Annotated in this window: 21 protein-coding genes and 1 tRNA gene; 8 read left to right on the top strand and 14 right to left on the bottom strand. The window is 60.1% G+C overall.

Annotated features, from left to right (window positions below; genetic code table 11):
* Nucleotides 1-178 precede the first annotated feature (178 nt).
* Nucleotides 179-436: a YjhX family toxin gene (locus tag ACZ1HH_RS02125; RefSeq protein WP_416367899.1), complete on the top strand. Its 258-nt coding sequence runs from the start codon at nucleotides 179-181 to the stop codon at nucleotides 434-436.
* 226 nt (nucleotides 437-662) lie between these two features.
* On the opposite strand, the gene ACZ1HH_RS02130 is transcribed toward ACZ1HH_RS02125, so the two are convergent.
* Both ACZ1HH_RS02130 and ACZ1HH_RS02135 read right to left on the bottom strand, forming a co-directional pair.
* Nucleotides 663-1,892 (bottom strand): glycosyltransferase family protein, encoded by a 1,230-nt coding sequence (locus ACZ1HH_RS02130; protein WP_011537768.1) that lies wholly within the window; start codon nucleotides 1,890-1,892, stop codon nucleotides 663-665.
* Nucleotides 1,885-2,664: an HAD-IIB family hydrolase gene (locus tag ACZ1HH_RS02135; protein ID WP_416367900.1), complete on the bottom strand. Its 780-nt coding sequence runs from the start codon at nucleotides 2,662-2,664 to the stop codon at nucleotides 1,885-1,887. Before ACZ1HH_RS02135 ends, ACZ1HH_RS02130 begins: the two co-directional genes overlap by 8 nt.
* 417 nt (nucleotides 2,665-3,081) lie before the next feature.
* On the opposite strand from ACZ1HH_RS02135, the gene ACZ1HH_RS02140 reads away from it, so the two are divergent.
* The 4 genes from ACZ1HH_RS02140 (at nucleotide 3,082) to ACZ1HH_RS02155 (ending at nucleotide 7,784) form a co-directional block, all read left to right on the top strand.
* Nucleotides 3,082-4,749: a BCCT family transporter gene (locus ACZ1HH_RS02140; protein WP_472637182.1), complete on the top strand. Its 1,668-nt coding sequence runs from the start codon at nucleotides 3,082-3,084 to the stop codon at nucleotides 4,747-4,749.
* Between the two features lie 176 nt (nucleotides 4,750-4,925).
* Nucleotides 4,926-5,624: a fumarylacetoacetate hydrolase family protein gene (locus ACZ1HH_RS02145; RefSeq protein ID WP_044026664.1), complete on the top strand. Its 699-nt coding sequence runs from the start codon at nucleotides 4,926-4,928 to the stop codon at nucleotides 5,622-5,624.
* Between the two features lie 134 nt (nucleotides 5,625-5,758).
* Complete coding sequence (locus ACZ1HH_RS02150; protein ID WP_472637183.1) at nucleotides 5,759-7,180, top strand: alkaline phosphatase D family protein; 1,422 nt, start codon at nucleotides 5,759-5,761, stop codon at nucleotides 7,178-7,180.
* A 208-nt stretch (nucleotides 7,181-7,388) separates the two neighbouring features.
* Nucleotides 7,389-7,784, top strand: a complete 396-nt coding sequence (locus ACZ1HH_RS02155; protein WP_416367904.1) for a hypothetical protein — start codon at nucleotides 7,389-7,391, stop codon at nucleotides 7,782-7,784.
* A gap of 30 nt (nucleotides 7,785-7,814) precedes the next feature.
* On the opposite strand, the gene ACZ1HH_RS02160 is transcribed toward ACZ1HH_RS02155, so the two are convergent.
* From ACZ1HH_RS02160 to ACZ1HH_RS02200, 9 genes are all read right to left on the bottom strand, one after another.
* Complete coding sequence (locus tag ACZ1HH_RS02160; RefSeq protein ID WP_472637184.1) at nucleotides 7,815-9,293, bottom strand: mannitol dehydrogenase family protein; 1,479 nt, start codon at nucleotides 9,291-9,293, stop codon at nucleotides 7,815-7,817.
* Nucleotides 9,293-10,063: an L-iditol 2-dehydrogenase gene (locus ACZ1HH_RS02165; RefSeq protein WP_472637185.1), complete on the bottom strand. Its 771-nt coding sequence runs from the start codon at nucleotides 10,061-10,063 to the stop codon at nucleotides 9,293-9,295. Before ACZ1HH_RS02165 ends, ACZ1HH_RS02160 begins: the two co-directional genes overlap by 1 nt.
* Nucleotides 10,060-11,067, bottom strand: coding sequence for an ABC transporter ATP-binding protein (locus ACZ1HH_RS02170; protein ID WP_472637186.1), 1,008 nt, complete (start codon nucleotides 11,065-11,067; stop codon nucleotides 10,060-10,062). The genes ACZ1HH_RS02165 and ACZ1HH_RS02170 overlap by 4 nt, the downstream gene beginning before the upstream one ends.
* A 12-nt stretch (nucleotides 11,068-11,079) precedes the next feature.
* Nucleotides 11,080-11,910, bottom strand: coding sequence for a carbohydrate ABC transporter permease (locus ACZ1HH_RS02175; RefSeq protein WP_168610121.1), 831 nt, complete (start codon nucleotides 11,908-11,910; stop codon nucleotides 11,080-11,082).
* Between the two features lie 15 nt (nucleotides 11,911-11,925).
* Nucleotides 11,926-12,792, bottom strand: a complete 867-nt coding sequence (locus ACZ1HH_RS02180; protein ID WP_416367908.1) for a carbohydrate ABC transporter permease — start codon at nucleotides 12,790-12,792, stop codon at nucleotides 11,926-11,928.
* A gap of 102 nt (nucleotides 12,793-12,894) precedes the next feature.
* Nucleotides 12,895-14,202 (bottom strand): ABC transporter substrate-binding protein, encoded by a 1,308-nt coding sequence (locus tag ACZ1HH_RS02185; RefSeq protein ID WP_416367909.1) that lies wholly within the window; start codon nucleotides 14,200-14,202, stop codon nucleotides 12,895-12,897.
* 131 nt (nucleotides 14,203-14,333) lie between these two features.
* Nucleotides 14,334-15,365: a LacI family DNA-binding transcriptional regulator gene (locus ACZ1HH_RS02190; RefSeq protein WP_011537780.1), complete on the bottom strand. Its 1,032-nt coding sequence runs from the start codon at nucleotides 15,363-15,365 to the stop codon at nucleotides 14,334-14,336.
* A gap of 200 nt (nucleotides 15,366-15,565) precedes the next feature.
* Nucleotides 15,566-17,869 carry a methyl-accepting chemotaxis protein gene (locus ACZ1HH_RS02195; RefSeq protein ID WP_472637187.1) on the bottom strand — a complete coding sequence of 768 codons (2,304 nt, stop codon included), beginning with the start codon at nucleotides 17,867-17,869 and terminating at the stop codon, nucleotides 15,566-15,568.
* A gap of 750 nt (nucleotides 17,870-18,619) precedes the next feature.
* A complete protein-coding gene (locus ACZ1HH_RS02200; RefSeq protein WP_472637188.1) occupies nucleotides 18,620-21,079 on the bottom strand; it encodes a GcvT family protein in 2,460 nt (819 codons plus the stop codon).
* 101 nt (nucleotides 21,080-21,180) lie between these two features.
* On the opposite strand from ACZ1HH_RS02200, the gene ACZ1HH_RS02205 reads away from it, so the two are divergent.
* Nucleotides 21,181-21,834 carry a TetR/AcrR family transcriptional regulator gene (locus ACZ1HH_RS02205; protein WP_168610126.1) on the top strand — a complete coding sequence of 218 codons (654 nt, stop codon included), beginning with the start codon at nucleotides 21,181-21,183 and terminating at the stop codon, nucleotides 21,832-21,834.
* 73 nt (nucleotides 21,835-21,907) lie between these two features.
* Here the strand turns inward: ACZ1HH_RS02205 and ACZ1HH_RS02210 are convergent.
* The 3 genes from ACZ1HH_RS02210 to paaZ all read right to left on the bottom strand — a co-directional run bounded on the left by ACZ1HH_RS02210 (nucleotide 21,908) and on the right by paaZ (nucleotide 25,064).
* Nucleotides 21,908-21,984, bottom strand: a tRNA-Met gene (locus tag ACZ1HH_RS02210).
* A gap of 114 nt (nucleotides 21,985-22,098) precedes the next feature.
* Nucleotides 22,099-23,004 (bottom strand): PaaX family transcriptional regulator C-terminal domain-containing protein, encoded by a 906-nt coding sequence (locus ACZ1HH_RS02215; protein ID WP_472637189.1) that lies wholly within the window; start codon nucleotides 23,002-23,004, stop codon nucleotides 22,099-22,101.
* Nucleotides 23,005-23,033: 29 nt separating this feature from the next.
* Nucleotides 23,034-25,064 (bottom strand): phenylacetic acid degradation bifunctional protein PaaZ, encoded by a 2,031-nt coding sequence (gene paaZ / locus ACZ1HH_RS02220; RefSeq protein ID WP_472637190.1) that lies wholly within the window; start codon nucleotides 25,062-25,064, stop codon nucleotides 23,034-23,036.
* Between the two features lie 160 nt (nucleotides 25,065-25,224).
* Here paaZ and paaG point away from each other — a divergent pair, with 160 nt between their 5' ends.
* Entirely contained in the window at nucleotides 25,225-26,010 is a 786-nt protein-coding gene (gene paaG / locus ACZ1HH_RS02225) for a 2-(1,2-epoxy-1,2-dihydrophenyl)acetyl-CoA isomerase PaaG (protein ID WP_472637191.1), read from the top strand.
* A gap of 3 nt (nucleotides 26,011-26,013) precedes the next feature.
* Complete coding sequence (paaI, locus tag ACZ1HH_RS02230; RefSeq protein ID WP_011537787.1) at nucleotides 26,014-26,445, top strand: hydroxyphenylacetyl-CoA thioesterase PaaI; 432 nt, start codon at nucleotides 26,014-26,016, stop codon at nucleotides 26,443-26,445.
* Nucleotides 26,446-26,447: the final 2 nt, after the last annotated feature.

The following is a 26,447-nucleotide window of genomic DNA, read 5'->3' on the forward strand; positions in this document are numbered from 1 at the left end:
GGCGGCGCGGGAGAATGTTAGGGGGCTCAGACGCCCCTCCAGACAAGGGAATTGTTGATGTTGGAGATTGCACCCACCCGCTGACAGGATCCGCACTCGGAGACCTGTCACACCCGGACAACTGCAGCACGCGTGTGCGCGGCCCGGTTTGACGTGGTTCAATCACAGGCAATATCACATGAACATTTCCAAGAACGAACAACGCGTGTTGCACGTGTTGGCGCAGGGTGGGCGCATCCTGTACGAGCGTGCACCCAATGGTCGGGTCACCGAAGTGACATGCTACACGCGAGAAGGGCTGATCTTGGCCAATTGCACGCTTGATGTTTTCAAAAAGCTGAGGCGAAAGCGGCTTGTCGAAAGCAAATCCTCAAGACCTTACCAGATATCTGAAAAGGGGCGGCGTTCGGTACGTGCGCAATTGGACAACCGATGACGCAACAGGTGGGTGCGAGGGGCCAGCCCCTCGCGCTCCCCGGGATATTTGGGGTTAGAAGAATGGGGGCGCTGATCCGGGAGGCAGCAAGAATCCTGGGATAAGGCCATTATATCAGATCTGACCGCTTCGCCTTTTTTGGAGGTGCGGCGCAGAGCGGGGGCAGTGACATATTGATCCTTTGGGGGCGCCGGCTCTTGTAGCTGCGGCGCTCGGTGGGCAGGGGTCAGGGACTTGGGCTGTATTCGGCCTCATCCGCGAGCGCTGCAGCCTTGAGATCCTGCAGAAACGTCGGATTTGCCGAGTGGATGCGGTTCCAGTTTGGAATGAAAGGGGTTTCATGGGGGTTTTCCAGAAACACTTGCCCGGCGGCCATGATGTTGTTTGCAAACATTTCGACCATTTTTTCTTCGCCGTGGCGATCCAGAGCGAGGCCATTCATCATGGCGTCGTGGGCATAGGCTTCCAGCAGATCAAGGGCCGAGCGATAATAGGTGGCCTTGAGGGTGCGAAAGACATTGGGGGTGAAGACCGTGCCGTCGGCGGCGAGCTTGCGAAAGATCGCCTTGCAGATGTCTGTCGACATGCGGTTGAGCCCCGCAGAGGCATCTTCGGGGCTGAGGGACTGGTGTTTGTGGTCGTAGTTGTCGGCGATCTCCACCTGACAAACGGCTTTGCGGCCAAGATTGCGCCAGGCTTCGGACAGAACGCCGATCTCCAGCCCCCAATCGGAAGGGATGCGCAGGTCCGGCAAAAGTGGTGCGCGCAGGGCCATCTCCCCCGAGAGCGGGTAGCGAAAGCTGCGCAGGTAGTCGATATAGTCGCGATCTCCGATGGTGCGCTTCAGCGCGATCAACAGCGGCGAGACCAGCAGGCGCGAGACGCGACCATTGAGTTTGCCGCCGCCCACCCGCGCATAAAACCCTTTTGAGAGCTGATAGGAGAAGGCGGGATGCGCCACGGGATAAACCAGCCGTGCCAGCATCTCCTTGGAGTAGGTGCTGATGTCGCAATCGTGGATCGCGACCACCGAGCTTTCGGCCTGGGCCAGAAGATAGCCGATGCAGGACCAGACATTCTTGCCCTTGCCCGGCTCGGGCGGCGCGAGCCCCTGTGCAGCCAGACGCGCGCCCAGCTGCTTCATGCGGGGGCTGTCATTCCACAGGACGCGGTGGCTTTGAGGCAGGGAGGCAAAATAGGTACGGGCGTGGCGGTATTCGGCCTCGCTGGCGCGATCCAAGCCGATTACGATGTGATGGAGGTAGGGAACACGGGCGAGTTCGTCGAGGATCGGGCGCAGGGCCGGGCCTTCGAGTTCGGAATAGAGGCAGGGTAGGATCAAGGAGATCTTGCGGGTCTGGGCAAAGGTAGTGAGCTCATACTCCAGCTCCTCGACCGGGCGGCTGCGCAGGTTGTGGAATTGGGCGATATTGCCATTCTGGTGGAAGTCAGCCATGCGCTGCGGCTCCTTTGTGGTCGTGGTCCCATTCGCTGAGGATCTGCAGCATGGCCGCGTTCCAGCCTTTTGGACCCTCCTGTTGCGTGTGCATGATCCGGTGCTCAGGCGGGATCGCGGGCATATCCGGACCATGATCGTTGCGTACAATGACGCCAATATCGGCGGTGGCGATCATTTCCGCGTCATTGGGGGCATCGCCGAGGGCGACGGTGAAGCAGGGGGCGTGTTGCTGGCGGATCTTTTGCATCTGCTGTGCCTTGGTGGCGCCATAAGAGAGCGTGAGGAACCGCCCCCCTTGGCGCGCGGTGACCCCTTCGCGGGCCAGTGCGGCAAGGAACGCGTCTTTCTGAGCAGGGGTGCCATGCCAGAGGCCGGGTTCGCTGAACTGGCGCGTCTTGGCGCGCACTGCGCCCTCATCGCTGAGGCCCGTGAGGGCGGCAACCTTTTGCGTGGACATATCACCAAAGCCTTCAAAGGGCATCTCGAGCCGCGTGAGAAGCCTGCGCAGTTTGTTGTAGGTGGCCGGGTCACTGTCGATCTCTGTCGGGCGCTGACAGGCGGATCCGTTCTCGACGATCATTGGGGCGTCTCCCAGCCCGAGTTCCTGATGCAGCGGCAGCATTTCGACCGCGGTCTTGGAGCTTGCCAGGATCAACACTGCGTCGCGGCTGCGCAGCGCGGACAAGGCCGGTTGAGCGGCGGCATGGCTGTAGGTCGTGTGATCCAGCAAGGTGCCATCAAGATCACTAAAAACAAGCAGCCGGGGCATGACGGGGCCTTCCTGCAAGACGGCGCGACAAGGCCGTGCGTGAACTGTTTCCCAAGCCTAAGGAGCGCCGGGTATCTGGGCAAAGGTCGCGGGGCGTGCTCTGCTTTGATATGCTGCAAATCTCAACATATGCCCGTTTTTTGTGCAAAATTCGCGTACGGGCACGATGCTGCGGCGCGGCGTGATTGGATCTGCGGCTTTGCGACGTGGCTCTCAGCTTCGCGACATCCCCCCGAATTTCAGTCCCAGCGGATGCCGCATCGACGAGTTTTCCTGTCGGATCGCAGTTGGCGCAGGTGGCGCCAAATCGAGACGATCGCGCAATCCACCTGCAGGCTTTTGCTGCGGTGGCAACCAAGATTGCGCCCGGCACATTCGCCCGAGGTCGCCTTTCCCCAACAGAGAGGACCAACCACCATGCCGCTTAAACCGCCTTTGACGGAGCTTGAGATCAAGACTGCCGACAGCGGATTCTACAAAGGGTTTACCAAGGATGTGACAATCACTGCCAAGATCCTTGTTGCCGCCCTGATCCTCTGGGCCGTGGCCTTTCCAAATCAGGCGGCCAGCGTGCTGTCGCACCTAAACGGGGTCATTCTGGCCAGCTTCAACTACTGGTACATCTACGTGGTCGCCTTTTTTGTGGTGGTGAGCCTGGGGCTTGCGATCTGGCCTGCATCCGGACGTCTGCGGCTCGGAGCGGAGCATGAAAAGCCAGAGTTCTCGGCCTTTTCCTGGTTCTCCATGATGTTCGGCGCTGGCATGGGAATTGGTGTTCTGACCTATGCCACCGGTGAGCCGATCTATCACTTCCAGAACAACCCGGATGTCATCCAGGGTTTTGTCGAAGGGGCCAGCGCCGAGACGGTGCGCTCGGCCTACAAGTGGTCCTTTTTGCATTGGGGTCTGTCTCCATGGGGGGCCTATGCGTTGACCGGGCTTGCGCTCGCGTTCTTCGCTTACCGCCGCGGGCTCCCGCTGACCATTCGGTCGGCGCTGACGCCTCTGTTCGGCGATCGGCTGTCGGGTTTTGCGGGTCATGCCGTCGATGTGGTGGCCGTCATCGCGACCGTGCTGGGGGTGGCGCAAACGCTCGGCTTTGGGGTCGAGCAATTCGTCGCGGGGCTGAGCCGCATCGGCTTTGGCGACTGGCTTCTTGTCACAACCGATGAAGGAACCCAAAAGGCGTCTGTGGTGGCGATCGTGCTGTCGCTGGTGATCATAATGGGGGCTTCGACGCTGTCGGCCCTGTCGGGTGTCGGCAAGGGGATCAAATGGCTCTCCAACATCAACATGGCGTTGAGCGTGTTCTTGCTGTCGTTTTTCCTGATCTTTGGCTCCACGGTTTTTGGCCTCACGGCGCTGGTGACAGGGATCTATGACTATCTCCTGGCTTTTCCCGAGATGCTGTTCACCGTCTGGAGCGACAAAGGCACCGAGACCAGCAGCGCACTTGAGAGCTGGCAGGGTGGTTGGACCATTTTCTACTGGGCTTGGTGGATTGCGTTTGCTCCCTTCGTCGGTTTGTTCCTCGCCCGGATCTCTCGAGGTCGGACGATCCGCGAATATGTCTTTGGCGCGATGCTGGTACCATCCGTCATGTGTTTTGTCTGGTTCGCCCTGATTGGCGGCACCGCCATCGATCTGGAACTGTCGGGCATCGCAGAGGGTGCAATCCTTGGAACGGGGCTGTCAGACCAGCTCTATGCAACCCTCGCAGTTCTCCTCAGCGATGGTCTGGCCTGGGTGTTCTCGGTGGTCGTCGCGGTTCTGTTGATGACCTACCTTGTCACCTCGGCGGATTCGGCGGTGTTGATTATCAACACCATCAACGCCGCAGGTGACGAGGGACCAAAGGCACGTCCTCATATCATCTTCTGGGGCGTCGCCTTGGCGTTGGTTGTCGGAGCGTTGCTGATCATTGGTGGTCTCGGTGCGATCCAGACCGCGATGATTATCGGCGCGCTGCCCTTCTCGGTGGTGATGGCGTTGATGGGCGTTGCCTTGATCAAGGCCATCATCCTCGACGGGCTTCGGGGCCGCGCGGGACTGCCAGTTACGGCAGATCAGCTCGCGGGCGAGTAGTCCGGTCATGTCCAAACGATTGCCCGCGCGACATCCTGCGCGCGGGCAATGACATCCTGCGCGCGGGCAATCCGGGGGCTTTGCGCGGCACAGGGACATCGGCCATGCACAGCAATGCTTGGCCTTCGGGGGCGAAGCCTCTATCTCTTTTGGTGACAAAGAGAAAAGGACCGCCCATGCCCGCCGCGCAGCCCGACTATGTGATTGCTCCGCCCCCACAGCCCGCCCTGCCAATTGCCGAGAGCACCGCCCTGTTTCCCGTGCGCAGGGTATATTGCATCGGGCGCAATTATGCCGCGCACGCGGTCGAGATGGGACATGACCCGGATCGCGAGCCGCCGTTCTTTTTCCAGAAAACGCCCGACAGTCTCGATGCTTCGGGGCGCTTTCCCTACCCGGTGATGAGCGAAGACGTCCATCACGAAGCAGAGCTTTTGGTGGCGCTCGGCAAAGGCGGCGAGAATATCTCTGAGGATGCCGCGCTTGATCATGTCTGGGGCTATGGGCTGGCGCTTGATATGACGCGTCGCGATCTGCAGGGGATCGCCAAAAAAGCGGGCCGGCCTTGGGAAATTGGGAAATCCTTTGAACATGCGGCCCCGGTTGCGCCGTTAACGCCGGCCACGACGATCGGGCATCCCGACGCGGGTGTGATGACGCTCACCGTGAATGGAACGCCGCGCCAGCAGGGGGATCTCAATCAGATGATCTGGAAGATCCCCGAAATGATCGCGCATCTTTCGCAGTATTACAGGCTGGCGGCGGGGGATGTGATCCTCACGGGTACGCCTGCGGGTGTTGGCCCGGTTCTGCGCGGTGATCAGCTTGAGCTCACTTTCGACGGCCTGACCCCGCTTCGGGTTCTGGTGGAGTGACAAGCGCCGATCCCAGGAAACAGCGATTTCATCATGCACCCCCTCGGGCGCCGGGGATTGGCGCGGGTTACATCACCGCACTCCATACCCTATCTCTGCACACAAGGACGGCACGGATCTGAAATGAGGGACACATGACTGTTGAATTCGACGCGGCGCACCTTGGTCCCATCCTGTACTACCGAGGTCTGGAGGGCGACGCGCTGCAGCTGGCGGCAATGGTCATGCTACCGATTGGAGAGCGCCCCGAAACCCTGCGTACGGATGCGGGGGACCACGCGCCAACGCTCTTGCGCGAGATTGGTCGCAGCGCGGTTTGGCGGTATGATTTTGGTCTGACGCCCAGCTGCGGCAGCTATCGCCTTGGGGATCAGAGCTACGACGTGCAGACTGATCTTCATGGCGATATGCGCATTGCCTTTGCGTCTTGTAATGGCGAGGAAAAAGGCGATCTCGACCGGGATCAGGAAGAGCGCAACCGCATGTGGGCGCATATGTGTGCCGAACACCGCCGCGCGCCTTTTGCGCTGTTGTTGCAAGGGGGCGACCAGATCTATGCGGATGAGGCCACAGAGGGCCATCCCCTGAGCGAAGACTGGCCGGACAAGGCCGGGCGTCCGCGCAATGCAGAAGAGCTGAAGGACCTGGCCGATCATCTCAGGCTGCGGTTTGCGGAGCGGTATGTGCAGGCGCTCTTTGGCGAGGCGCCAAGCTGGATCATGGCGCGGGTGCCGACACTGGCGATCTGGGACGATCATGACATCTGCGATGGCTGGGGTTCACTCTACCGCAGCAAGACCCACTCCGAGGTGGGGCAGTGTCTCTATGCCGTGGCGCGTGAAATGTATCTCTTGTTTCAGCACGCCGCCGTGGAAGGCGACATTCCGGATCTCTTTATGGACGAGACGGGCACCTCGCTGTCATGGCAGCGCGCCTTGCCGGGGGTGAAGCTGCTGGCGCCGGATCTGCGCGCCGAGCGCGGCCGCCGTCAGGTTCTGGGCGCCTACGGGTGGTCTGCGGTCGAGGCGATGAAGCCGGGATCGGAACATACCTTTGTGATTTCCAGCGTACCGCTCCTGGGGCCGCGGTTGTCATTGGTGGAGGGGCTCATGCTGATGATCCCGACCATGCAGAAATACGAGGACGATCTGCGCGATCAGTGGCAAAGCCGCGCGCACCGCAAGGAATGGATACGCATGCTCAAGCAGGTCATTGCATGGCGCGAGGAGGCGCCGGTGACGATCCTGTCTGGCGAGATCCACCTCGCCACGCGCGCCGAAATGGGTCCTGACGAGACGCGCGTGCATCAGCTTGTGGCCTCGGGCATTGCCCACCGTGCGCCGCCGCAGAGCTATGCCCGAAGTCTGGGCACTTTGGCGGGACTCGGTGATGCGCCTGTGAGCGGGCATCCGATCCGTATTCATCCGCTTCCGGGTCAAAGCCAACGCTACACGGCGGAGCGCAACTATCTTGAGCTCAGGCGCACGCATGGAAAATGGCATGCGGTCTGGCACCTCGAAGAGAGCGGGGACACAGTCCCGATGGTTCTGGAGTAACAGCAGCGGGCGGGTCGAGATCTTCACCTTTGATAAATTTTTCTGAACTTTTCCTTTCTTTTCAGGCCGTATCGTGGGGTCTGACAGGGAGACATTAATCTCTTTGCGTCACGCTGTTCTCGCGTTGGGGTGACGCAATTGGGTGAGTGACCTTTGCATGTATCAGGCCATTGGACCGGTGCCGTGCAAGGGTAGGGGATAGTAATACATGAGTGAAAAAGATCAGAGACGACCAAGCGGTCTGCGCGGGGCCGAGTTTCTTGGTGTGGCGACAGCCTTGATATTGGCGGTACTGGCGGGGCAGGGGCAGGCAAGGCTGCCCCATGACACGGGTTTTGCCGCTCTTCAGGGGCCGGGCGCGACGCCACTCAGCCGGGATCGCCGTGCGGTGAAGGCGCCTATGCCGCAAATGTCGCCCCTCAGTTGGCGGTGTCAGTCGGTCTGCGACGAGACTGGCCATGTGCGCCAATCCTGCCTGATGCTTGCAGACCCGCGACTGAGCGGTATTGGGCAGCGGCTTGACTATCTCTCAAAAACCAAATCCGCGCTCAAATCCCTTGGTGATCTGGGATTGAGCGATCTGATTGAAACGCCCACCTGCTAGGTGGCGCGCCCCAGCCCGGGGCGCGCGAGGTCAAATCTGAGCCGTGTAGGAACGGAGCGCCTCGCGTGTTCCTTTGCTCCAGATCAGTGCATGCCAGTGGCAGAACCGGTCAGCAAACTGCGTCTCCTGAGCGAGATCTCCGTAATATTCGGACTGCGCCAGCCAGATCTCGGGGGCAGCCCTTGCGGCCTGCGCCGCTTGTTGCAACTGCGGCCAGTTGGGGTCATTGGCTTCGATCTCGGTTCCGTCTTCGCGCAGCCCAGCGCACATCCGCGCCCAGAGGGCCTCGACCAGAGCGAGACCATCGACCGGACCCCGCGCAGCCAGCGCGTCACGCAGGATCGGCAGGATAAAGCCCGCGTGCCGTGAAGAGCCGTCGAACGCCACCCGCCGGGTGGTGTCGTGGATGGCCGGGTTCGAGAACCGGTCCGCAATCAACGCCACATAAGCGTCCGCTGTGATGCCAGGCACCGGCGATACATAGGGCGCGATCTCTTGCGTCTCCACTTTCTCGAACATAGCCCGAATGTCGGGGTCCAGCATGCAGTCCGCGATCGTCTCACAGGACAATAGCTCGCCCGCATTGGCGATGACCTGGTGCCCGGCGTTCAGGATACGGATCTTCATCGTCTCATAGGCGTGGACCTGATTGGTGAAGGTCGCCCCGACCTTGTCCCAATCCGGACGCCCGGCGCAGAAATTGTCCTCGATCACCCATTGGCGATAGGGCTCATGGGTGACGGGGGCCTGATCGGCGACGCCCATTTCCGCTGCAAGCGCTATCTCTGCCGGGCCGGTTGCGGGGACAATGCAATCGACCATGGAATTGGGAAACGTGCATTGCGCCGCAATCCAGCTTGCGAGCTCTGGATCGCTGCGACGGGCCAGGCCAAGCACGGTCTGGCGGGTGACATCGCCATTGCCCTGCAGGTTGTCGCAACTTTGTACAGAGAACGGCCCAACACCGGCGGTGCGGCGCAGCGCAAGGGCCGCAATGATCGCGCCGAACACGGTGCGCGGGGTGCTTGGATTGGCAATATCGTGCAGGATATCCGGATGTGTGTCATCAAACGCGCCCGAGACCGGATCCCGGTAATACCCGCCTTCGGTCACCGTCATGGAGACAATGCGGATCTCGGGGCGGGCCATGGCCGCAATCAGCGCGCCATTGTCAGCCTCGATCGGCAGGTAGTCGATCATAGAGCCAACCACCTCGGCGGACGTGGTGTCAGGGGAGAGAGCGATCAGGGTGGTGAGACAGTCCTGCGCCTTGAGGCGCGCGCGCATCGCGGCGTCATAGTCGCGCACGCCAGCGCCGATGATGGCCCAATCCTGGGCCTCGCCCTGCTGCATCAGTCTGTGCAAGTACCAGCTTTGATGGGCACGGTGAAAATTGCCAAGCCCGATGTGAAGGATGCCCGCCGTCAGCGCCGCGCGATCATAGGTCGGGCGCGTGATATGTTTGGGCAAATCCGAGAGAGTGTCGTTTGAAAGGCGCAGCGAGGTCATCAGCTCATCCAGTTTCCGCCGTCGACGTTATAGGTCTGCGACACCACATAGTCGGCCTCAGCGCTGGCGAGAAAGATCGCCATACCGGTCAGATCATCTGCGGTTCCCATGCGCCCAAAGGGCACGGCGTCGCCCACTTCGCGTTTTTTTTCGCCGGGGGCTTTGTTTTCATATTTTGCAAAAAAGGCATCTACGCCATCCCAGTGCTCGCCATCCACCACACCGGGGGCGATGGCATTCACGTTGATCCCGTGCTGAATGAGGTTCAGCCCCGCTGACTGCGTCAGACTGATGATCGCCGCCTTGGAGGCGCAGTATACAGCGACCAGAGCCTCGCCGCGTCGTCCGGCTTGACTGGCCATATTGATGATCTTGCCACCGGCGCCACGCGAAATCATGTGTTCCGCAACCGCCTGCATGGTGAACAGCGTCCCCGCAACATTGATGTCGAATACGCGTTCAAAATCGTCGCGGTGGATTTCCGTGATGGGTGCGGCGGTGAAAATCGCGGCGTTGTTGACGAGAATATCAATGCACCCCAAGGCCTCGACGGTTTGCTCGACCGCGCGCTCGATGCTCTCTTGGCAGGTCACGTCCAGTTCTATCGCAACCGCTTGGTCGCCGAGCTCGAGTGCCGTCTGGCGCGCGCGTTCAGTGTCGATATCAGCGACCGCGACGCGGGCACCTTCGCGAATGTAGGCCTCGGCAAAGCTGCGCCCGATGCCACGGGCTGCGCCGGTGATCAGGGCGGTTTTTCCTTCAAGTCTCATTCGGGGATCCTCAGGCCTTGGGCGTCAAAGCGATGCATCACATCCGTACGTGGCGTCAGGCTGACCCGATCGCCGTGGCGAAAGCCAACCTCGCCGTCGGCACGCACGGTGATGGTCTCGGCGAGACCCGTGTCGTGGATGTGAAAGAAGGTATCCGACCCCAGGTGTTCGGAGACCCCGACCACGCCGGACCACATGCCGCCGCTCTCGCCGATGTCGATATGCTCGGGGCGCACGCCAATGGTGTGCGCGTCGTATTTTGCGGCCTCGTCGCCTTCGATAAGGTTCATCTTGGGCGAGCCGATGAAACCTGCCACAAAGAGGTTGCGGGGGCTGTGATAAAGCTCGAGCGGGCTGCCGACCTGCTCGATGTGACCCGCGCGCAGCACCACGATCTTGTCGGCCATCGTCATGGCTTCGACTTGGTCATGCGTGACGTAAATCATTGTGGTGGCGAGTTTCTTGTGAAGTTCTGAGATCTCCATCCGCATTCCGACCCGCAGTGCGGCATCGAGATTGGAGAGCGGCTCATCAAAGAGGAACGCCGCAGGTTCCCGCACGATGGCGCGGCCAATGGCAACCCGCTGACGCTGTCCGCCAGAGAGCTGGCCGGGCTTGCGATCCAGATAGTCGGTCAGATTGAGCGCCTTTGCAGCGGCATCGATGCGGCGCATTTGCTCGGCGTCGTCGATGCCTGCCATTTTCATCGGAAAGGCGATGTTTTTGCGCACCGACATATGCGGATAGAGCGCGTAGGATTGAAACACCATCGCAAGGCCGCGTTTGGCAGGCGGCGTCATGGTTGCATCCTGACCGTCAATGCGGATCTGACCAGAGGTCACGTCCTCAAGCCCTGCAATGAGGCGCAGGAGGGTGGATTTTCCGCAGCCCGAAGGGCCGACGAAGACTGTGAATTCACCGTCCTCAATCGTCAGGTCCAGCGGCGGGATAACTTCTGTCGCCCCAAAGCTTTTGGTGACTTTGTCGAGTGTAATACGTCCCATAAATCGTCGTCCTTATTTCACAGCGCCAAAGGTCAGGCCGCGCACAAGTTGTTTCTGGCTGAACCAGCCAAGGATCAGGATCGGCGCGATGGCCATGGTGGAGGCCGCGCTGAGTTTTGCGTAAAACAGTCCTTCGGGACTGGAGTAGCTGGCGATAAAGGCCGTGAGCGGAGCCGCTTTGGCGGCCGTCAGGTTCAGGGTCCAGAAGGCCTCGTTCCAGGCGAGGATGATGTTGAGCAGCACGGTTGATGCGATGCCTGGAATGGCCATAGGTGTCAGAACATAAAGAATTTCTTCTTTCAGGGTGGCGCCATCCATCCGCGCTGCCTCGAGAATTTCGCCGGGGATTTCCTTGAAATAGGTATAGAGCATCCAGATGATGATCGGCAGATTGCACAGCATCAGCACCACAATCAGACCCGTGCGACTGTCGAGCAATCCGAGGCGGATAAAGATCAGATAGATCGGGTACAGCACGCCTACGGCGGGCAGCATTTTTGTTGAGAGCATCCACAACAGGATATCCTTGGTGCGCTTGGAGGGCACAAAGGCCATCGACCAGGCTGCGGGCACCGCGATTAGGATGCCAAGCAGGGTTGAGCCCCCGGCAATCGCGATGGAGTTCCACAAGAAACGCAGGTAGTCGGAGCGCTCCTGTACGACGGCGTAGTTTTCCAGCGTCCAGTCAAATGCGAGGAACAGTGGCGGGTCGTTGATTGCCTGCGCCTCGGTCTTGAAGGAGGTCAGGATCGTCCAGAGGATCGGGAAGAAGATCAACAGGCCAACCGACCAGGCGGCGATGGTATTGATCGCTTTTCGGTGTTGGGTCACGGAACGTGCCATTTCGGGTCTCCTCCCTTATGCGTCGAGGTTCTTGCCGACGATGCGCATCAGGAATGCGGCAACGATATTGGCAAGGATGATGGCATAGACACCGCCAGCGGAGCCAAGACCGACGTTCTGGCTCTCCAGTACACGCTGGAAGATCAGGTAGGTCAGGGTCCGGGTGCCAAAGGAGCCTTGGGTGGTTACAAAGATCTCGGCGAAGATCGACAGCAGAAAAATCGTCTGGATCAGGACGACCACGGTGATCGCCCGGCCGAGGTGGGGCAGAATGATGTAGCCAAAGCGCGCAAGCGGGCTTGCCCCATCCATCTCTGCCGCTTCAAGCTGTTCGCGGTCGAGCGACTGAATGGCCGTCAGGAGGATCAGGGTCGCGAAAGGCAGCCATTGCCAGCTGACGATCATGATCACGGATTGCATCGAGGCTTCGGAGAGCCACGCGATCGGCTCTGCCCCGAAGAACTTCCACAGATGCGCCAAGAGCCCGTTCACGGGATCCATGAACATGTTCTTCCAAACCAGCGCCGACACGGTGGGCATCACAAAAAACGGCGCGATAACAAGGATGCGTACAATGCCTTGGCCCCACATGGGTTGGTCGAGCAGGAGCGCAAGCAAAACGCCAAAGATCACAGTGATCACGAGCACTCCGCCTACGATCAGCAGCGTCGCCTGCACGCTGGGCCAGAAGGCGGAGGACGATACAAAGCGGACGTAATTGTCAAAACCGACCCATCCAAGATCGCCCCCGCGCAGGGGCAGATATTTCTTGAAGGAGAAGAGCAGGGTCATTGTCAGCGGAACAAGCATCCAACCGAGCAACAGAATGACGGCAGGGGCCATCATGAAGCGCGCGGCCGAGCGGGAATGCTGGGTTGCCATTTGAGACTCCTCATCGGTCGGGTCGGGCCCTTCCGAGGCTGCAATTGAGTGAAAAAAGGCCAAGGCTCGCGTGTTGCGAAACCCTGGCCAGGAGGAGTGAGGTTAGTAGCCTGCGGCTTCCATTTCGTCAGCGACCAGAGCCTGTGCTTTTGCAAGCGCTTCGTCCGGGGTTTGCTGACCTGCGACCATGGCCGAGAATTCCTGGCCTGCGCTGGTGCCGATGCCGGCCCATTCGGGGATTGCGACATACTGGATGCCCACATAGGGCACGGGATCCACGGTGGGGCTGTTGGGGTCCGCCGCATTGATCGAGTCGAGCGTCATCTGCGCAAAGGGAACCTTGGCGTATTCAGGGTTCTCATAAAGCGACGTGCGGCTGCCAGGCGGTACATTGGCCCAACCTTCGTTTTCCGCCACAAGCGCAAGATACTCCTTGGAGGTGGCCCATTCGATGAATGCCTTCGCCTCATCCTTGGCGTCAGAACCCGCAGGCACGGCCAGCGCCCAGGCCCAGAGCCAGTTGGCCCGTTTGCCCTTGCCGGTGTCGGGTGCCAGAGCAAATCCAACCTTGTCAGCGACGGTGGAATCGTCGGGGTTGGTCACGAAGGAGGCCGCCACAGTCGCGTCGATCCACATGCCACACTTGCCTTGCTGGAACAGTGCGAGGTTCTCGTTGAACCCATTTGTAGAGGCACCCGGAGGTCCGTAGCTTTGCAGCAGATCGTTGTAGAAAGTGACCGCCTCTTTCCACTCGGGGCTGTCGAGCTGCGGCGTCCAGTCTTCGTCAAACCAGCGCGCACCAAAGCTGTTCGCCACGGTGGTGATGAAGGCCATGTTCTCGCCCCATCCTGCCTTGCCGCGCAGGCATGCGCCGTAGATTTCGGCGTCCTTGTCTGTCATCGCGGCGGCGGCTTCCTTGATGAACTCCCATGTGGGGGCTTCGGGCATTGTCAGGCCCGCGGCCTCCATCAGGTCGGTGCGATACATGACCATGGAGCTTTCACCGTAAAACGGCGCGGCATAGAGAGTGCCATCATGTGAAAGGCCAGCGCGCATCGCGGGCAGGATGTCGTCCGCGTCGTAATCAGCCCCCATGTCGGTCAGCGGCACAAGCCAATTCTGAGCGGCCCAGATCGGGGTTTCGTACATGCCGATGGTCATCACATCGAACTGGCCGCCGTTGGTGGCGATGTCTTGTGTCACGCGCTGACGCAGCACGTTCTCTTCGAGCGTGACCCACTCCAGCTGGATGTCGGGATGTTTGGCGGTGAAGTCGTCAGTGAGGCCCTGCATCCGGATCATGTCGCCGTTGTTCACGGTCGCGATGGTCAATGTGGTCTCGGCCTGGACGGCGCCAGTTGCCATAACCGCAAGTGCAGAGGCCGCACAAAGTGCGTTTCTCAGGTACATCCGTTTCCTCCCTAGTGTCTGGATGTTGTGCCCTTACGGTAGGAGCAGGGAGGCGAATTCGTCAATAAAAAATTTACGCGCGTAAAGAATAGTCATCGAAGGGCAGCAAACTCAAGACCTTGGCGCAGGGCTTAGGCGGAGGCGCGTTTGATCAAGGTGCCCTCGAACAGGGTGCTGTTGCGCAGGTCCGGGTGCTCTCCCGATTCGATGAGGTTGAGAATCGCCTCAACGCTGCGTGTTGCGATGGCGGAATAATCCTGCGCGATGGTGGTGAGTGGCGGGCATGTAAAGCGCGCATAGGGGTGGTCGTCGTGGCCGGCAACGCGCAGCGCGCAGCCGGTCCCGCAGCCAACCCGAAGTCCGCATTCATAGGCGGCAGCCAGAAAGCCGATCGCGAGGCGATCATTGGAGCATAGAACCGTGTTTGTGCAGAGTTCGCGGTTTCGGATGGCCGCAAGGCCGCCTTTGTAGCCGATCTCCTCAAAGTCCCAGGTTTCGCCTTCAACCTGAACCAGTTTGGGGTCCAGTCCCAAGGCTTCCATGGTATCGATGTACGCGCGACGGCGTTTGTAAGCATTGGGGTTGGTGGGGGTTTTCATCTCAAAGAAAACGGGCGGCTCCCCAGTTTTGCAGAGATGTTTCACCATTAAACCAACGCTTTGCGGGTTGTCGAGCCCAAAGAAGGCCTGTCCGAGGTCATCAAGGTTGTTGTCAAAGAGAACGGTCGGGACATCGGTGCAAAACCGATCGACCGCGGCCGTGTCAGAGCGGCGGCCAAGGGGGGCCAGCAGAACGCCAGCCGGACGGATCGAGCGCAGCGAGTCGAGGTTTTCGACCTCCTGCCTCGTCTCGCCATGAGAGCTGAGCAGGATCGGTCGAAAGCCACCCTGAATGACGAGATTCTCGATCACACGCGCAATCTCAGCAAAGAAAGGATCCGCAAGATACGGCACCACGATGCCAATGTTTTTGGTCAGCCTCCTGTTCTGATTCATTGCGTAGATGTTGGGCTGATAGTGGTGCTCTTGCAATGCGGCCTCGACCTTCTTGCGGGTTGAGGCGCGGACGCTGTCGGGGTTGTTGAAATACTTGGAGAGTGTTGGTCGGGAGATGCCGCTGACGCTGGCCAGCTCTTCCATGTTGCGGATTTTCGACTCTGACATGTGCCCTCCTGAGTATTCTGGGTCCCGATTGCAGAGGTTTCGCCGTGCGGTTTGAGGCGCATTGTGCACCTTAAACTTTGCGGGCGCAAACTTTACTGGAGCTTTCTTAGAGGCTGATCCCCTGTTTTGCATAAAAACGCAAGGCTGCACCTTCGAAGGTGCGATGCCTTGCGTTTGACCTTGTAGTGCTGCGTTGGCGTCTAGCCCGCTGCCTCATGTGAAGCGGCAGGTGTGTCGGAGCCGTCGTCCCAAGAGGCGGGTGCATCTGTGCTCATGGGGGGATCAATCTGAAAGCGTCCGGTGACGCTGGAGAGCGTGCGCGCTTCGCTTTGCAGCAACTGACTCGACGCGGATGCTTCTTCGGCCATCGCGGTATTCTGCTGGGTGACGGCATCGAGTTCGCGCATAGCGGTGTTGATGTCTTCAAGTCCCTGCGACTGATGCTGAACACCGCCCGCGATTTCAGAGACAAGATCGCCCACCGAGGAGACCTGAGCGATAATGCTCGTCAGCGCATTGCCCGCCTTGTCCACCATCGACACCCCGTTGGCCACATGCTCCTCGCTTGCGGAGGTCAGGGTCTTGATCTCGCCGGCGGCTTCAGAAGCGCGGCGCGCAAGGTTTCGCACCTCAGAGGCCACAACGGCGAACCCTGCACCTGCTTCCCCGGCCCGTGCGGCCTCCACTCCGGCGTTGAGAGCGAGGAGGTTGGTCTGGAAGGCGATATCATCAATCATATTGATGAATTTGGCAATTTCGCTGGAGGCCTGCTGGATCTGATCCATGGCGGCCACGGCAGAGCGCACCACCTCGTTGCTCTGTTCTGCCTCGCGGCGCGTGCCACGCATGGTGCTGTCGACCTCGGTGGCCTTTTCCGCTGTTTCGCGAAGGCGCTGGCTCAGGTCCTGCATGGCTGTGGCAGTTTTCTCAAGCGTGGAACCCTGGCTCTCGGTGCGTTCGGCCATTTCGTTGGCGGCGGCGCGCTGCTCCTGCGAGAAGCGATCCACATGCTGCGAGGCTTCCACGACTTCCCGCAGGGAGTTGCGCAGGTTCTGCAGGCTGTGGTTGTAGTTCTCGCGTAGGGTCTCGTAGTCTTTGGAGAAGGGGTGTTCAATCTCGCTCACGAGATTGCCATCCTGCAGCTGCGCCAAGGCGCGGCTCATTTCATCCACCACAAAATCTGTTTCGCGTTTGGCTTCCTCTTCGCGCTCTGCAGCCTCATCCGCGCTCTTGAGCTTGTCGCGGAAGGTATCGAGGCTGCGCGCCAGATCGCCAAATTCGTCGCCACGGCTGAGACCGGAAATGGCAATGTCGTAGTCCTCTTGCGCGAGCGCATTGGTGGCGTCGCGCAGCTGATGGATCGGGCGTGTAACCCTGTTGGCAGCCGCCCAGGAAACCCCGATGGAGACAACGATCGACGCGCCGATCAGGGACAGCACCATCCAGCGGATTCGATGGATCACGGCAAAGGCCTGGGCGCTGTCGGTTTCCATCACCACCGACCAGTCAAAGCCATTGAGGTCAAGCGGCACCACAACTGCGGTTGCGGGTGTGCCCAATGCGGTGACCGTAGCGGTGAAATTGCCAGCTTCGCCTGCGCGTGCCGCAGCGATATGGGGGGCATTGGGAAGAACGCTCAGGAGAGAGAAGGCATCGGCGATCATCCCCGGGCTCTTGGTGCGGCCATCCGGGTCGACAAGAAAGATGTTCTCATAGCCATCGTCCGCGAGGTTTGCGTTCAGGGCAGATTGCACAAAATCGGTTCCAATCCGTACTGCTATCACGCCCACCGGATCGCCACGCTTGTTCAGGATCGGAGAGGCAAGAAACGCATCAACGGCGCCGGAGGGCCCATAGGCTGAGAAATCTTCGACGACGACGCTGCCGGGCTCCGCCGCGAGAGCGGCTTGCGCGACGCGCGACAAGGCAGTGTCGGCCAGCACGCTGTCATTGATATTTTCCGCAAAGTCCCCTTTTTTGTGGACCGAATAGGCCACAAGCCCCGCGGGGGTGATCAGGTAGATGTCTGAATATCCACTGAGTTCGGCAGTCTGCACAAAGGTCGGATGATACGTCACATGCGATTGGCTGTAGTAGGAGCCATCACCGGGATCGACCAGTGCAGCGCGCTCTTCTTCGGTGTTGGGGTTCTCTACGATGTAGTGCGTTTTCAGGAAGCCGATCTTGTCGTCGACCTCGATCATCCCGATGACGCGCTCGAAATTATTGATGGCGCGAAAGGTGGTTGGCAGTGCTGCGAGGTTGGAGACATCGCGTTGCGCAGCATCGATGCTGAAACGCAGGGCCTGCGCGCCGGCGTGCGCCTTGGATACTTTTGCAGAAGCGACCTTCTCGTGGATGCTGCGTTCGGCCATCGTGTAGATGAGCAAAGATACGGTCACCACAAATGCAACTGTGAGGGCAACCATCAAGACGGGCAGTTTGAGTTTGAGCGAAACGCTCGATGGCTTTAGCAACACAGGGGTGGTCTCCTTGAGGGTCATACATGCGCATTTCGGTAATGTTCTCACAACTTTCCTAAGATTCAGTATTGCGACGATCTCGCGGCCGTTCGCGGTTGCTTGACCCAAGCTTTGTTGCGGTGCCATCGCATGCGGCGTGTTTGCGTCGCGATTTGCCAAGAGATTGTACAAGCTGAGGAAATCTGTCGCGCGTGCTGGTTGCGTTGCGTGCGCATCAAGGACTGCAACTGAATGTCTAAAAACTGACATATTCGCGTTCTGCAAATCTCTGATCTCGCATTTGCGGTGCGCGCCGAGCCTGACGTTGAGAGAGGGCACCTATTGCAGTGCAGCGAGTTGACGGAACCGACTGGTCAGGCGGTTGCCGCTGCAGGGCAGCGTTATTGGTGGTTGAGATTTGCTGATCCGGGGTGGGTTTTGCTGTTCCACCCTTGCGCAAAACGCGTGTTTGCGCCATAACGCGCGGGTGCGGCAAATGGCAAGAACTCGGGCAGTTTTTGCCAGGTTCTTTGTGCGCCTGACGCAATTACATCTGGGTTATCTGCCTTTCGTGCCTTTGCTGGCGATGGATCTCCCGCGTCTTTGAGGGCGTAGAGTTGCCCATCGAGGCTGGGTTTACGTGCAGTGTCACCTTTTTGCTACCATTACCATTCGGTAAGTTGCAGTTACCACTCGGTAAGTTGAGCGTGCACGGTGCCTACCGTCTGGTAAGGTTGGCGCTAGTGAAGTGCAGAAACCTCAGTCCAGAATAAGTTAAGAGATTGAAAGTTATCACTTTCTCACTCTCTCCATTGCGGGGTCGAAGAGCGGTTTGAGCGAAGCAGTTGCAGCGATCTTGGTCCCTGCGATGTCGATTGACCAAGCGCCTGAAGTGGCGATCTCTGAGGTCAGTGGCGTTTCGATCTCCACAAATCCAATGCCGACCGCGCCTTGAAGGGTATGACCATAGGCGCCGACCTGGATGTAGCCGACGGGTTTATCGTCGAGATAGATGATTTCATTGCCATGAAGCAGCGGCTCGGGATCTCTCAGCAGGAATTGCAGCATGCGCCGTTTGGGCACACCTGCGGCCTTTATTTTGGCGAGGGCGTCGCGCCCAATGAAGCCGCCGGGTTTGTCGAGCTTCACGGCAAAGCCCAGGCCTGCCTCAATTGGTGTGTCGGTGTTGTCGACATCCACGCCAAAGTCGCGATAGGCCTTTTCCAGCCGCAGCGAAGACAGTGTTTGCATCCCGGCATTGCGCAGCCCGTGGTCTGCGCCAGCCTGCATCAGCAGGTCATAGACTTGCACGGCGTGCAGGCTCGGGACGTGCAGTTCCCAGCCTAGCTCGCCGACATATGTGACACGGAGCGCGTGAACGCGAAAGAGCCCGACATCAATATGTTGCGCAGTCATGAAGGGAAAGGCCTCTTGCGAGAGGTCTGCGGCGCTCACTTTTGCGAGGATGTCCCGGGCCTTGGGGCCATGCAGGTTGATCTGCGTGATCCCGTCGGTCATATCCGTGATTGTTACAAATTCATCGGCGCCGATGTGGCGCCGCATCCAGGTCTCCGTATGGCCGTGGCTGTTCTCCCCGACCACAACCATGAATCGGTCGACGTCCATGCGGGTTACCGTAAGGTCAGCTTCAAAGCCGCCCGCTTGGTTGGTCCAGGCGGTATAGACCACCTTGCCGATGGGGACGTCGATGTCATTGCAGCTGATGCGATTTAGCAATGTACAGGCGTCACGTCCCTGGACAAGGAATTTTGCCATCGAGGACATGTCCATCACGATTGCATCCTCGCGGGCGGCACGGTGTTCTTCGGCGTGCCAGTCAAACCAGTTCTGCCGGCCCCAGCTGTAGCGGTCGATCTTCGCCGCCTCTGGGGTCGGGGCAAACCAGTCAGGCAGCTCCCAGCCGTGACTCTCCGTGAAATAGGCCCCGGCGGCCCTGAGCCGGTCGTAGAGTGGCGAGCGCTTGAGGCCGCGGGCCGTTTTGAAACTGTCATTTGGAAAATGCGCGCCGAAGCTCTTGGCGAGGAGTTCTGGGGTCCGGGCGCGTCGGAAGGCGGGTGTGTTATGCGTGCCGTCGGCAAACCGGCTGACGTTGAACGCCGTGTGATCAACCGGGCAGCGTCCTTCCACAATCCAGTGCGCAAGTGTCTTGCCGACCCCCGGCCCGTAGAGGATCCCAAGCGAGTTCATCCCCGCGGCAACCCAGCAATTGCGCAGGCTCGGGGCCTCGCCGATCAGGGGGGCAAGATCCGGGGTAAAACTCTCGGGCCCGCAAAAGAATTTGCGCACACCCGCTGCGGCGACCTGTGGCACACGGCTGAAAGCGGCTTCGAGGTGAGGGGCCATGCGATCCCAGTCCGGTTCAATCTCGCCAAAGGCAAAGTTGTCCGGGATGGCGTCGATCATCCACGGGGCGGCGTCGGGTTCGAACAGGCCGACCAGCAAGCCGCCAACTTCTTCTCGGTAGTAGGACCAATTGTGCGGATCCTCGAGCAGTGGCAGATCGCGGTGGATACCCTCGATCTCTTCTGTGATCAGATAATAGTGTTCTGCGGCCTGCAGCGGCAGATTAACGCCAGCCTTTGCGCCGATCTGACGCGACCACATGCCCGCAGCAATAACCACATGCTCGGCAGCGATGTCGCCATGATCGGTACGTACACCAACAGCGCGTCCTTGCCGCGTGAGGATATCTGTCACAGCGACATCTTCAAGGATCTGCGCGCCGCGAGTGCGCGCGCCGCGCGCCAGCGCCATCGTTGTGTCTACCGGGTTGGTGCGGCCCTCCTTGGGATACCAGAAGGCGGCAAGCGTGTTGCTAAAGTCGCCAATCGGAAAGCGTTCCTGCGCCTCGCGCGGTGAGATTTCGTGGATTTCGAAGCCGTGAAGGTTCATGAAGGCTGCCCCACGGCGCATTTCCTCTAGGCGTTCCGCGGTGTCTGCCGGTTGAATGTAGCCGACTTCGCGCCAGCCGGTCGCCTGTCCTGTTTCTGCCTCAAGGCCAGCAATCAGTTCGCGGCCGTGTAGATAGAGTTCGCATTCCCACTCCGCTCCTAGAACGGCCGGGACGATTTCGCCTGCGGCGTGCCACGTTGTGCCAGCTGTCAGCTTGTCGCGCTCCAGAATCACAACGTCTGTCATGCCAAGTTGCGTGAGGTGATAGGCGATATTGCAGCCGATCGACCCCCCGCCGATGATCACGACTTGCGCTTGGGTCGGAAGGGAAGAGGGCATAGTCTCAACTCCTGCAGCGAACTCTGATTTGATCAAATGGCTAGCTTGACCCTAAGCCAAAATCAAGAAATTGATTGAATGAGCATTCAGTGGAGTGGAAAATGTCAGACAACTTGCCTAAAAAACAGCCACGAACCGCACCGCCCGAAGCCCGGCGTGAGCAGTTGATCGATGCGACCATCACTGCAATCAGCACATATGGTCTCTCGGGAACAACACTGGCGAAGGTCACGGCGGAGGCAGGTCTGTCGCTTGGGCTGGTTAATTTCCATTTCAAAAGCAAGGAGGCGCTTCTGACGGCAACGTTGACGCATCTTGCAGACGAACACCGCGCTCTTTGGTTCACAAGGTCCTCACAGCCGGATGTGTCTGCCGCTGACAAACTGAAGCTCATCGTCGACGCGCAGTTTCACGCCAAGATCTGCAACCGCCGCAAGCTTTCGGTCTGGTTTGCATTCTTCGGTGAGAGTCGCCCGCGCAAAGCCTATCGGGAGCTGACCGGCCCCCTAGATGAGGAGCGTCAGATTGCGACCTCTCGCTTGTGTGCGGACATCATAGCAGAGGGTGGCTACAGCGGCATCGATTCCGATACGGTTTCGGCGATGCTCGAAAGCCTCTTTGACGGGTTCTGGCTCAATATTCTGATGTATCCAGACCGCTTTACACGGCAGTCGGCCAAGGCGCAGGTTCTGTCGTATCTGCGGCTTTGCTTTCCGCAGCACTTCACGCGCCTCGATGCCGAAACGTTTGCATGAGTGTCGTGCGTGGGACAAGTGCCTGCACAGGCGTGGGCCCATGGTGTTGGCTGTGTGTCTGTTGTGGGAAGGGTGGTAGCGGAGGAGGGACTTGAACCCCCGACACGCGGATTATGATTCCGCTGCTCTAACCAACTGAGCTACTCCGCCGCTCGCTGTGTGGAGGCGATTTACGGAATGCCATCGGCAGGGTCAAGGGAGAAAACAGAAAGATCCGAGATTTTGGAGATTTTTTTTGCCCGCCGCCCGGCTTCCCGTTTGATGTCAGCCAGTTACAGCGATTGTGCCGTGTGGCGCAGCTTGTACGGCCACAGGGGCAGCGTCTTCGATTTCTGCCAGTTCGGGCTGCGGCAACTTGTCGAGCAGGGCAAAGACCCGCGTGCGACAGGATTCTCCGCTCCAATCTGCGGGGTGAAATACGCGTGGCACGTCCGGGTGTCGGAGCGTAATCCGGCGCCAGCGATGGACGAGGAGCGTGCGCAGGCAGGCGCGTTGCAAGGGAGAGAGGTCTGGTGGGCTCCCGAGGGGTGCAAGGGCCTGGTCAAGAGCCGCGCAGCTCTGCCGCAATGGTTCTGGAAAGAGATCGTCCTGAAGCCAGCCGGGCACATGCGCCACATCGAGATTTGCAACCAGCATGTGCGAGGTCTCTGCGGCGTGCTGCATGGCAGGGCCCGGTGTGATCGCGGCGTGGCGATTGACCCGGATGCTGGTTAGTGGCGTCTGGTTGCAGAGCGCATCCAGCGTCTCCAGCCCGTCTGGCGTGCCCGCAACAAGCAAGGTCCAGGCGTCTGTTTCACATGTGCTGCGCGCGTAGATACGGGGGGTCACCAACGCGGATTGCTGCCGCCCAAAGGGGGTCAGGAAATGAAAGGAGCCCCGCCCGCGTCGCTGGCTCTCGGTCCAGCCATCCTTACGCAAACGGTGCAGCGCAACCCGAATGGCCTCTGGTTTGATGCCAAGCGGAGTAATAACCCGCGTCAAGGCAGCACTGCTGACGCCGGCGCCTTTGTCTTGCGCCATATCTCCGAGGAAGGACACGATGATGGACCAGACCCTCAGGCCATCCGGTTCAGTGAGCGCCGTGATTGCAGTGGTAAACCAGTCGTCGGTGTCTTGTGTCATGCAGATACGATAAGGGCTGGCGCGGGTTAGCGCCAGCCCAACTGCCATGACGTGACATCATCGAGGCTGAGGTGGGTTCAGAACGCCACCATGGTCAGCAGGTCGTATTCCGCCACCAGCTCATCATCTTGATTGGTGAGGGTCACATGCCAGCGGACCTCGCCATATTCTTCGTTTCGCGGGGTCTTGGCTTTGACGGTCAGGCGCACCTTGATGCTGTCGCCAGGCACCACCGGCTTCATGAAGCGCAGGTTATCAAGTCCGGTATTGGCGAGCACGGGGCCCTCATTCGGCTCGACGAACATGCCCGCTGCAAAGGACAGGAGCAGGTAGCCATGAGCAACGCGGCCGGGAAAGAACGGGTTTCGCTCTGCGGCGGCATCGTCCATGTGGGCATAGAAGGTGTCGCCGGTGAACTGCGCAAAATGGGCGACGTCATCGCTGGTGACGACACGCGGCGCGGTGTGCAGTGTTTCCCCAATCGTGAGTGCGCCAAAGCGGCGCGTGAAGGGGTGTGCGGGCCCTGTGGTTTCGGGGCCGCCAGGCACCCACTTGCCTGTGATCGCCGACAGAATCTCGGGCGAACCCTGCACCGCAGTGCGCTGCATGTAGTGTTTCACCGCACGCACTCCGCCCAGCTCCTCGCCGCCGCCGGCGCGACCGGGGCCGCCATGCACCATATGGGGCAGGGGAGAGCCGTGGCCCGTGGATTCCTTCATTGAGGAGGCATTGTTGATATAGACGCGTCCATGGAAGGCCGCGATGTTTAGCGTGACCTCGCGTGCGACCACCGGGTCTGCGGTGATCAGGGAAGCCACGAGGGAGCCCTGGCCGCGATTGGCGAGTTCGGACGCATGAGAAAGGTCGCGATAGCCCATGACGGTAGAGACAGGGCCAAAGGCTTCGGTGTCGTGCACATGTCGCGCGGCGTCCGGGTCGGCACAGTGGAACAGCATGGGCGGCACGAAGGCGCCTTTGTCTTTGTCAGCGCCCTCAACGGTGAAATTGTCGGGGTCGCCAAAGACGCGGGTGGCCTCGGTTGCGATTTTGGCGGCTTGCTCCAGCACATCGCGTTTTTGCGCGGCGGAGACCAGCGCGCCCATACGGGTGCTGTCGGCGCGTGGGTCACCAATGGTGATCTTGGCAAGCGCGGCGCTCAGCCCATCGATCACAGCGTTTACCTGTGCGTCGGGCACGATGATGCGGCGGATCGCAGTACATTTCTGCCCCGCTTTGGTGGTCATCTCGCGCTGTACTTCCTTGAGGAAGAGATCAAACTCCGCGCTACCGGGTGCTGCGTCGGGGCCGAGGATCGACGCGTTGAGGCTGTCTTGTTCCGCTACAAACCGCACGGAGTTTTCAACAATCGCGGGGGTCTGGCGCAACTTGAGCGCGGTTGCGGCAGAGCCGGTAAAGCTCACCACGTCCTGACAGGTCAGCCGGTCCAGCATGTCGCCAAGTCCGCCACTTACCAGTTGCAACGCCCCTTCGGGCAGAAGGCCGCTGTCGAGCATTAGGCGCACGGCAGCCTCGGTGACGTAGCAGGTGGCGGTAGCGGGTTTTACGATGGCGGGAACACCGGCGAGCAGGGTGGGTGCGAGCTTTTCCAGCATGCCCCAGACCGGGAAGTTGAAGGCGTTGATATGCACTGCAACACCGGGCAGCGAGGTGCAGATGTGCTGGCCCATGAAACTGCCGTGGCGCGACAGTTGCTCGACCGCGCCGTCTGCATAGACCGTGCTGTCGGGCATCTCGCGTCGCCCCTTGGAGGCAAAGACAAACACCGTGCCGATGCCGCCGTCGACGTCGATCAGGTGGTCCTTCTGGGTCGCGCCGGTGTCAAAGCTCAGGTCGTAGAGCTCTTGTTTGTGGGCGTCCAAATGCTGCGCCAGCGCCTTGAGCATGCGGGCGCGGTCATGGAAGGTCATGGCGCGCAGGGCGGGGCCGCCCGTATCGCGGGCATGATCGAGCATCGCTTGCACATCGAGCGTGGCATTCCCCGCGCGCGCAATCACCTCTCCGGTGATGGCAGAGGCAATCTCGCGTGCGCTGTGGTCCGGTGCGATCCATTCTCCGGCGGCAAAGCTCGCCACATCTTTCGGGCACATGTCTCGTGTCTCCCTGAAGCCTGTTGTGCAAATGCAGTGCCAGCGCCCGAGTTCGGGGCGGCTCATTTTCCTGATTGAATATATTGACCGTCCGGTCGGTTTATGCAAGTCTTTTCCCAATCGAGCGCGAAATCGGTCGCCAGGGGCAAGGGGAGGGCTCATGGAGCAGAGCATTCTGACACAGGATCACGACACATGGTGCGAGATCACGCTGAACCGCCCTGATCGCCTCAATGCGTTTACCGATGAGATGCATCTGGCCCTGCGTGCCGCTTTGGAAGAGGCGCGCGACTCTGGAAAGCGGGCGTTGCTGCTCACGGGTGCTGGGCGCGGGTTTTGCGCGGGTCAGGATCTGTCGGCGCGCAATCCGGACGCGGCGGGAGGCCCCGTGGATCTGGGCTACACGGTGCGCACGTTTTATGCGCCACTCGTGAACCTGATCCGATCGCTGGAGTTTCCGGTCGTCTGCGCCGTCAATGGCGTTGCCGCAGGGGCAGGCGCGAACCTGTCGCTGGCCGCAGACATTGTGCTGGCTGCACAGAGCGCGAAGTTCATCCAGTCTTTTTCCAAGGTCGGCCTCATCCCCGACACTGCTGGCAGCTATCACCTGCCGCGCCTGCTGGGCGAGGCCCGTGCCAAGGCTCTGGCCTTGACCGGAGAGCCTCTGAGTGCCGAACAGGCCGCGGATTGGGGACTCATTTGGAAATGCGTTGCGGATGAGGCGTTGATGGACGAGGCCCGCACCCTGACCGCAAAGCTCGCCGACGGGCCGACACTGGGGCTGGGGCTGACCAAATCGCTGATCCAGACCTCGGGGGCCTATACGCTTACAGAGCAACTCGAGCGTGAGGCGGATGCGATGAAGGCCTGTGGCGAGAGCGCGGATTACGCCGAAGGCGTGCGCGCCTTTCTGGAAAAACGAACGCCCGTGTTTCGGGGGCAATAATCCATGTCATTGACCGCACAACAACGGGCCGAGAAATCCGCACAGGCAATGTGGGCCGACGATCAGGCGTCCAAATGGGCCGGCATGGGCATCGAACGTGTCGACGAGGGCAGTGCCGCGCTGGCCCTGACCGTCGAGGCGCATCACTGCAACGGCCATGGGATCTGCCATGGCGGCGTGATCTTCATGCTCGCCGACAGCGCCTTTGCCTTTGCCTGTAACAGCCGCAACCAGGCGACGGTGGCGCAGCACAATATGATCAGCTTTATCGCGCCAGGTCGCAAAGGCGACAGGCTACTGGCCGAGGCGCGTGAGGTTTCTCTGACCGGGCGCAGCGGCATCTATGACGTGAGCGTCAAGAATCAGGACGGGCAGCTGATTGCAGAGATGCGTGGCTGCTCGCGCGCGATCAAGGGACACCTCTTCGAGGAATGAGC

Source organism: Epibacterium sp. HA2-3, assembly GCF_055693725.2.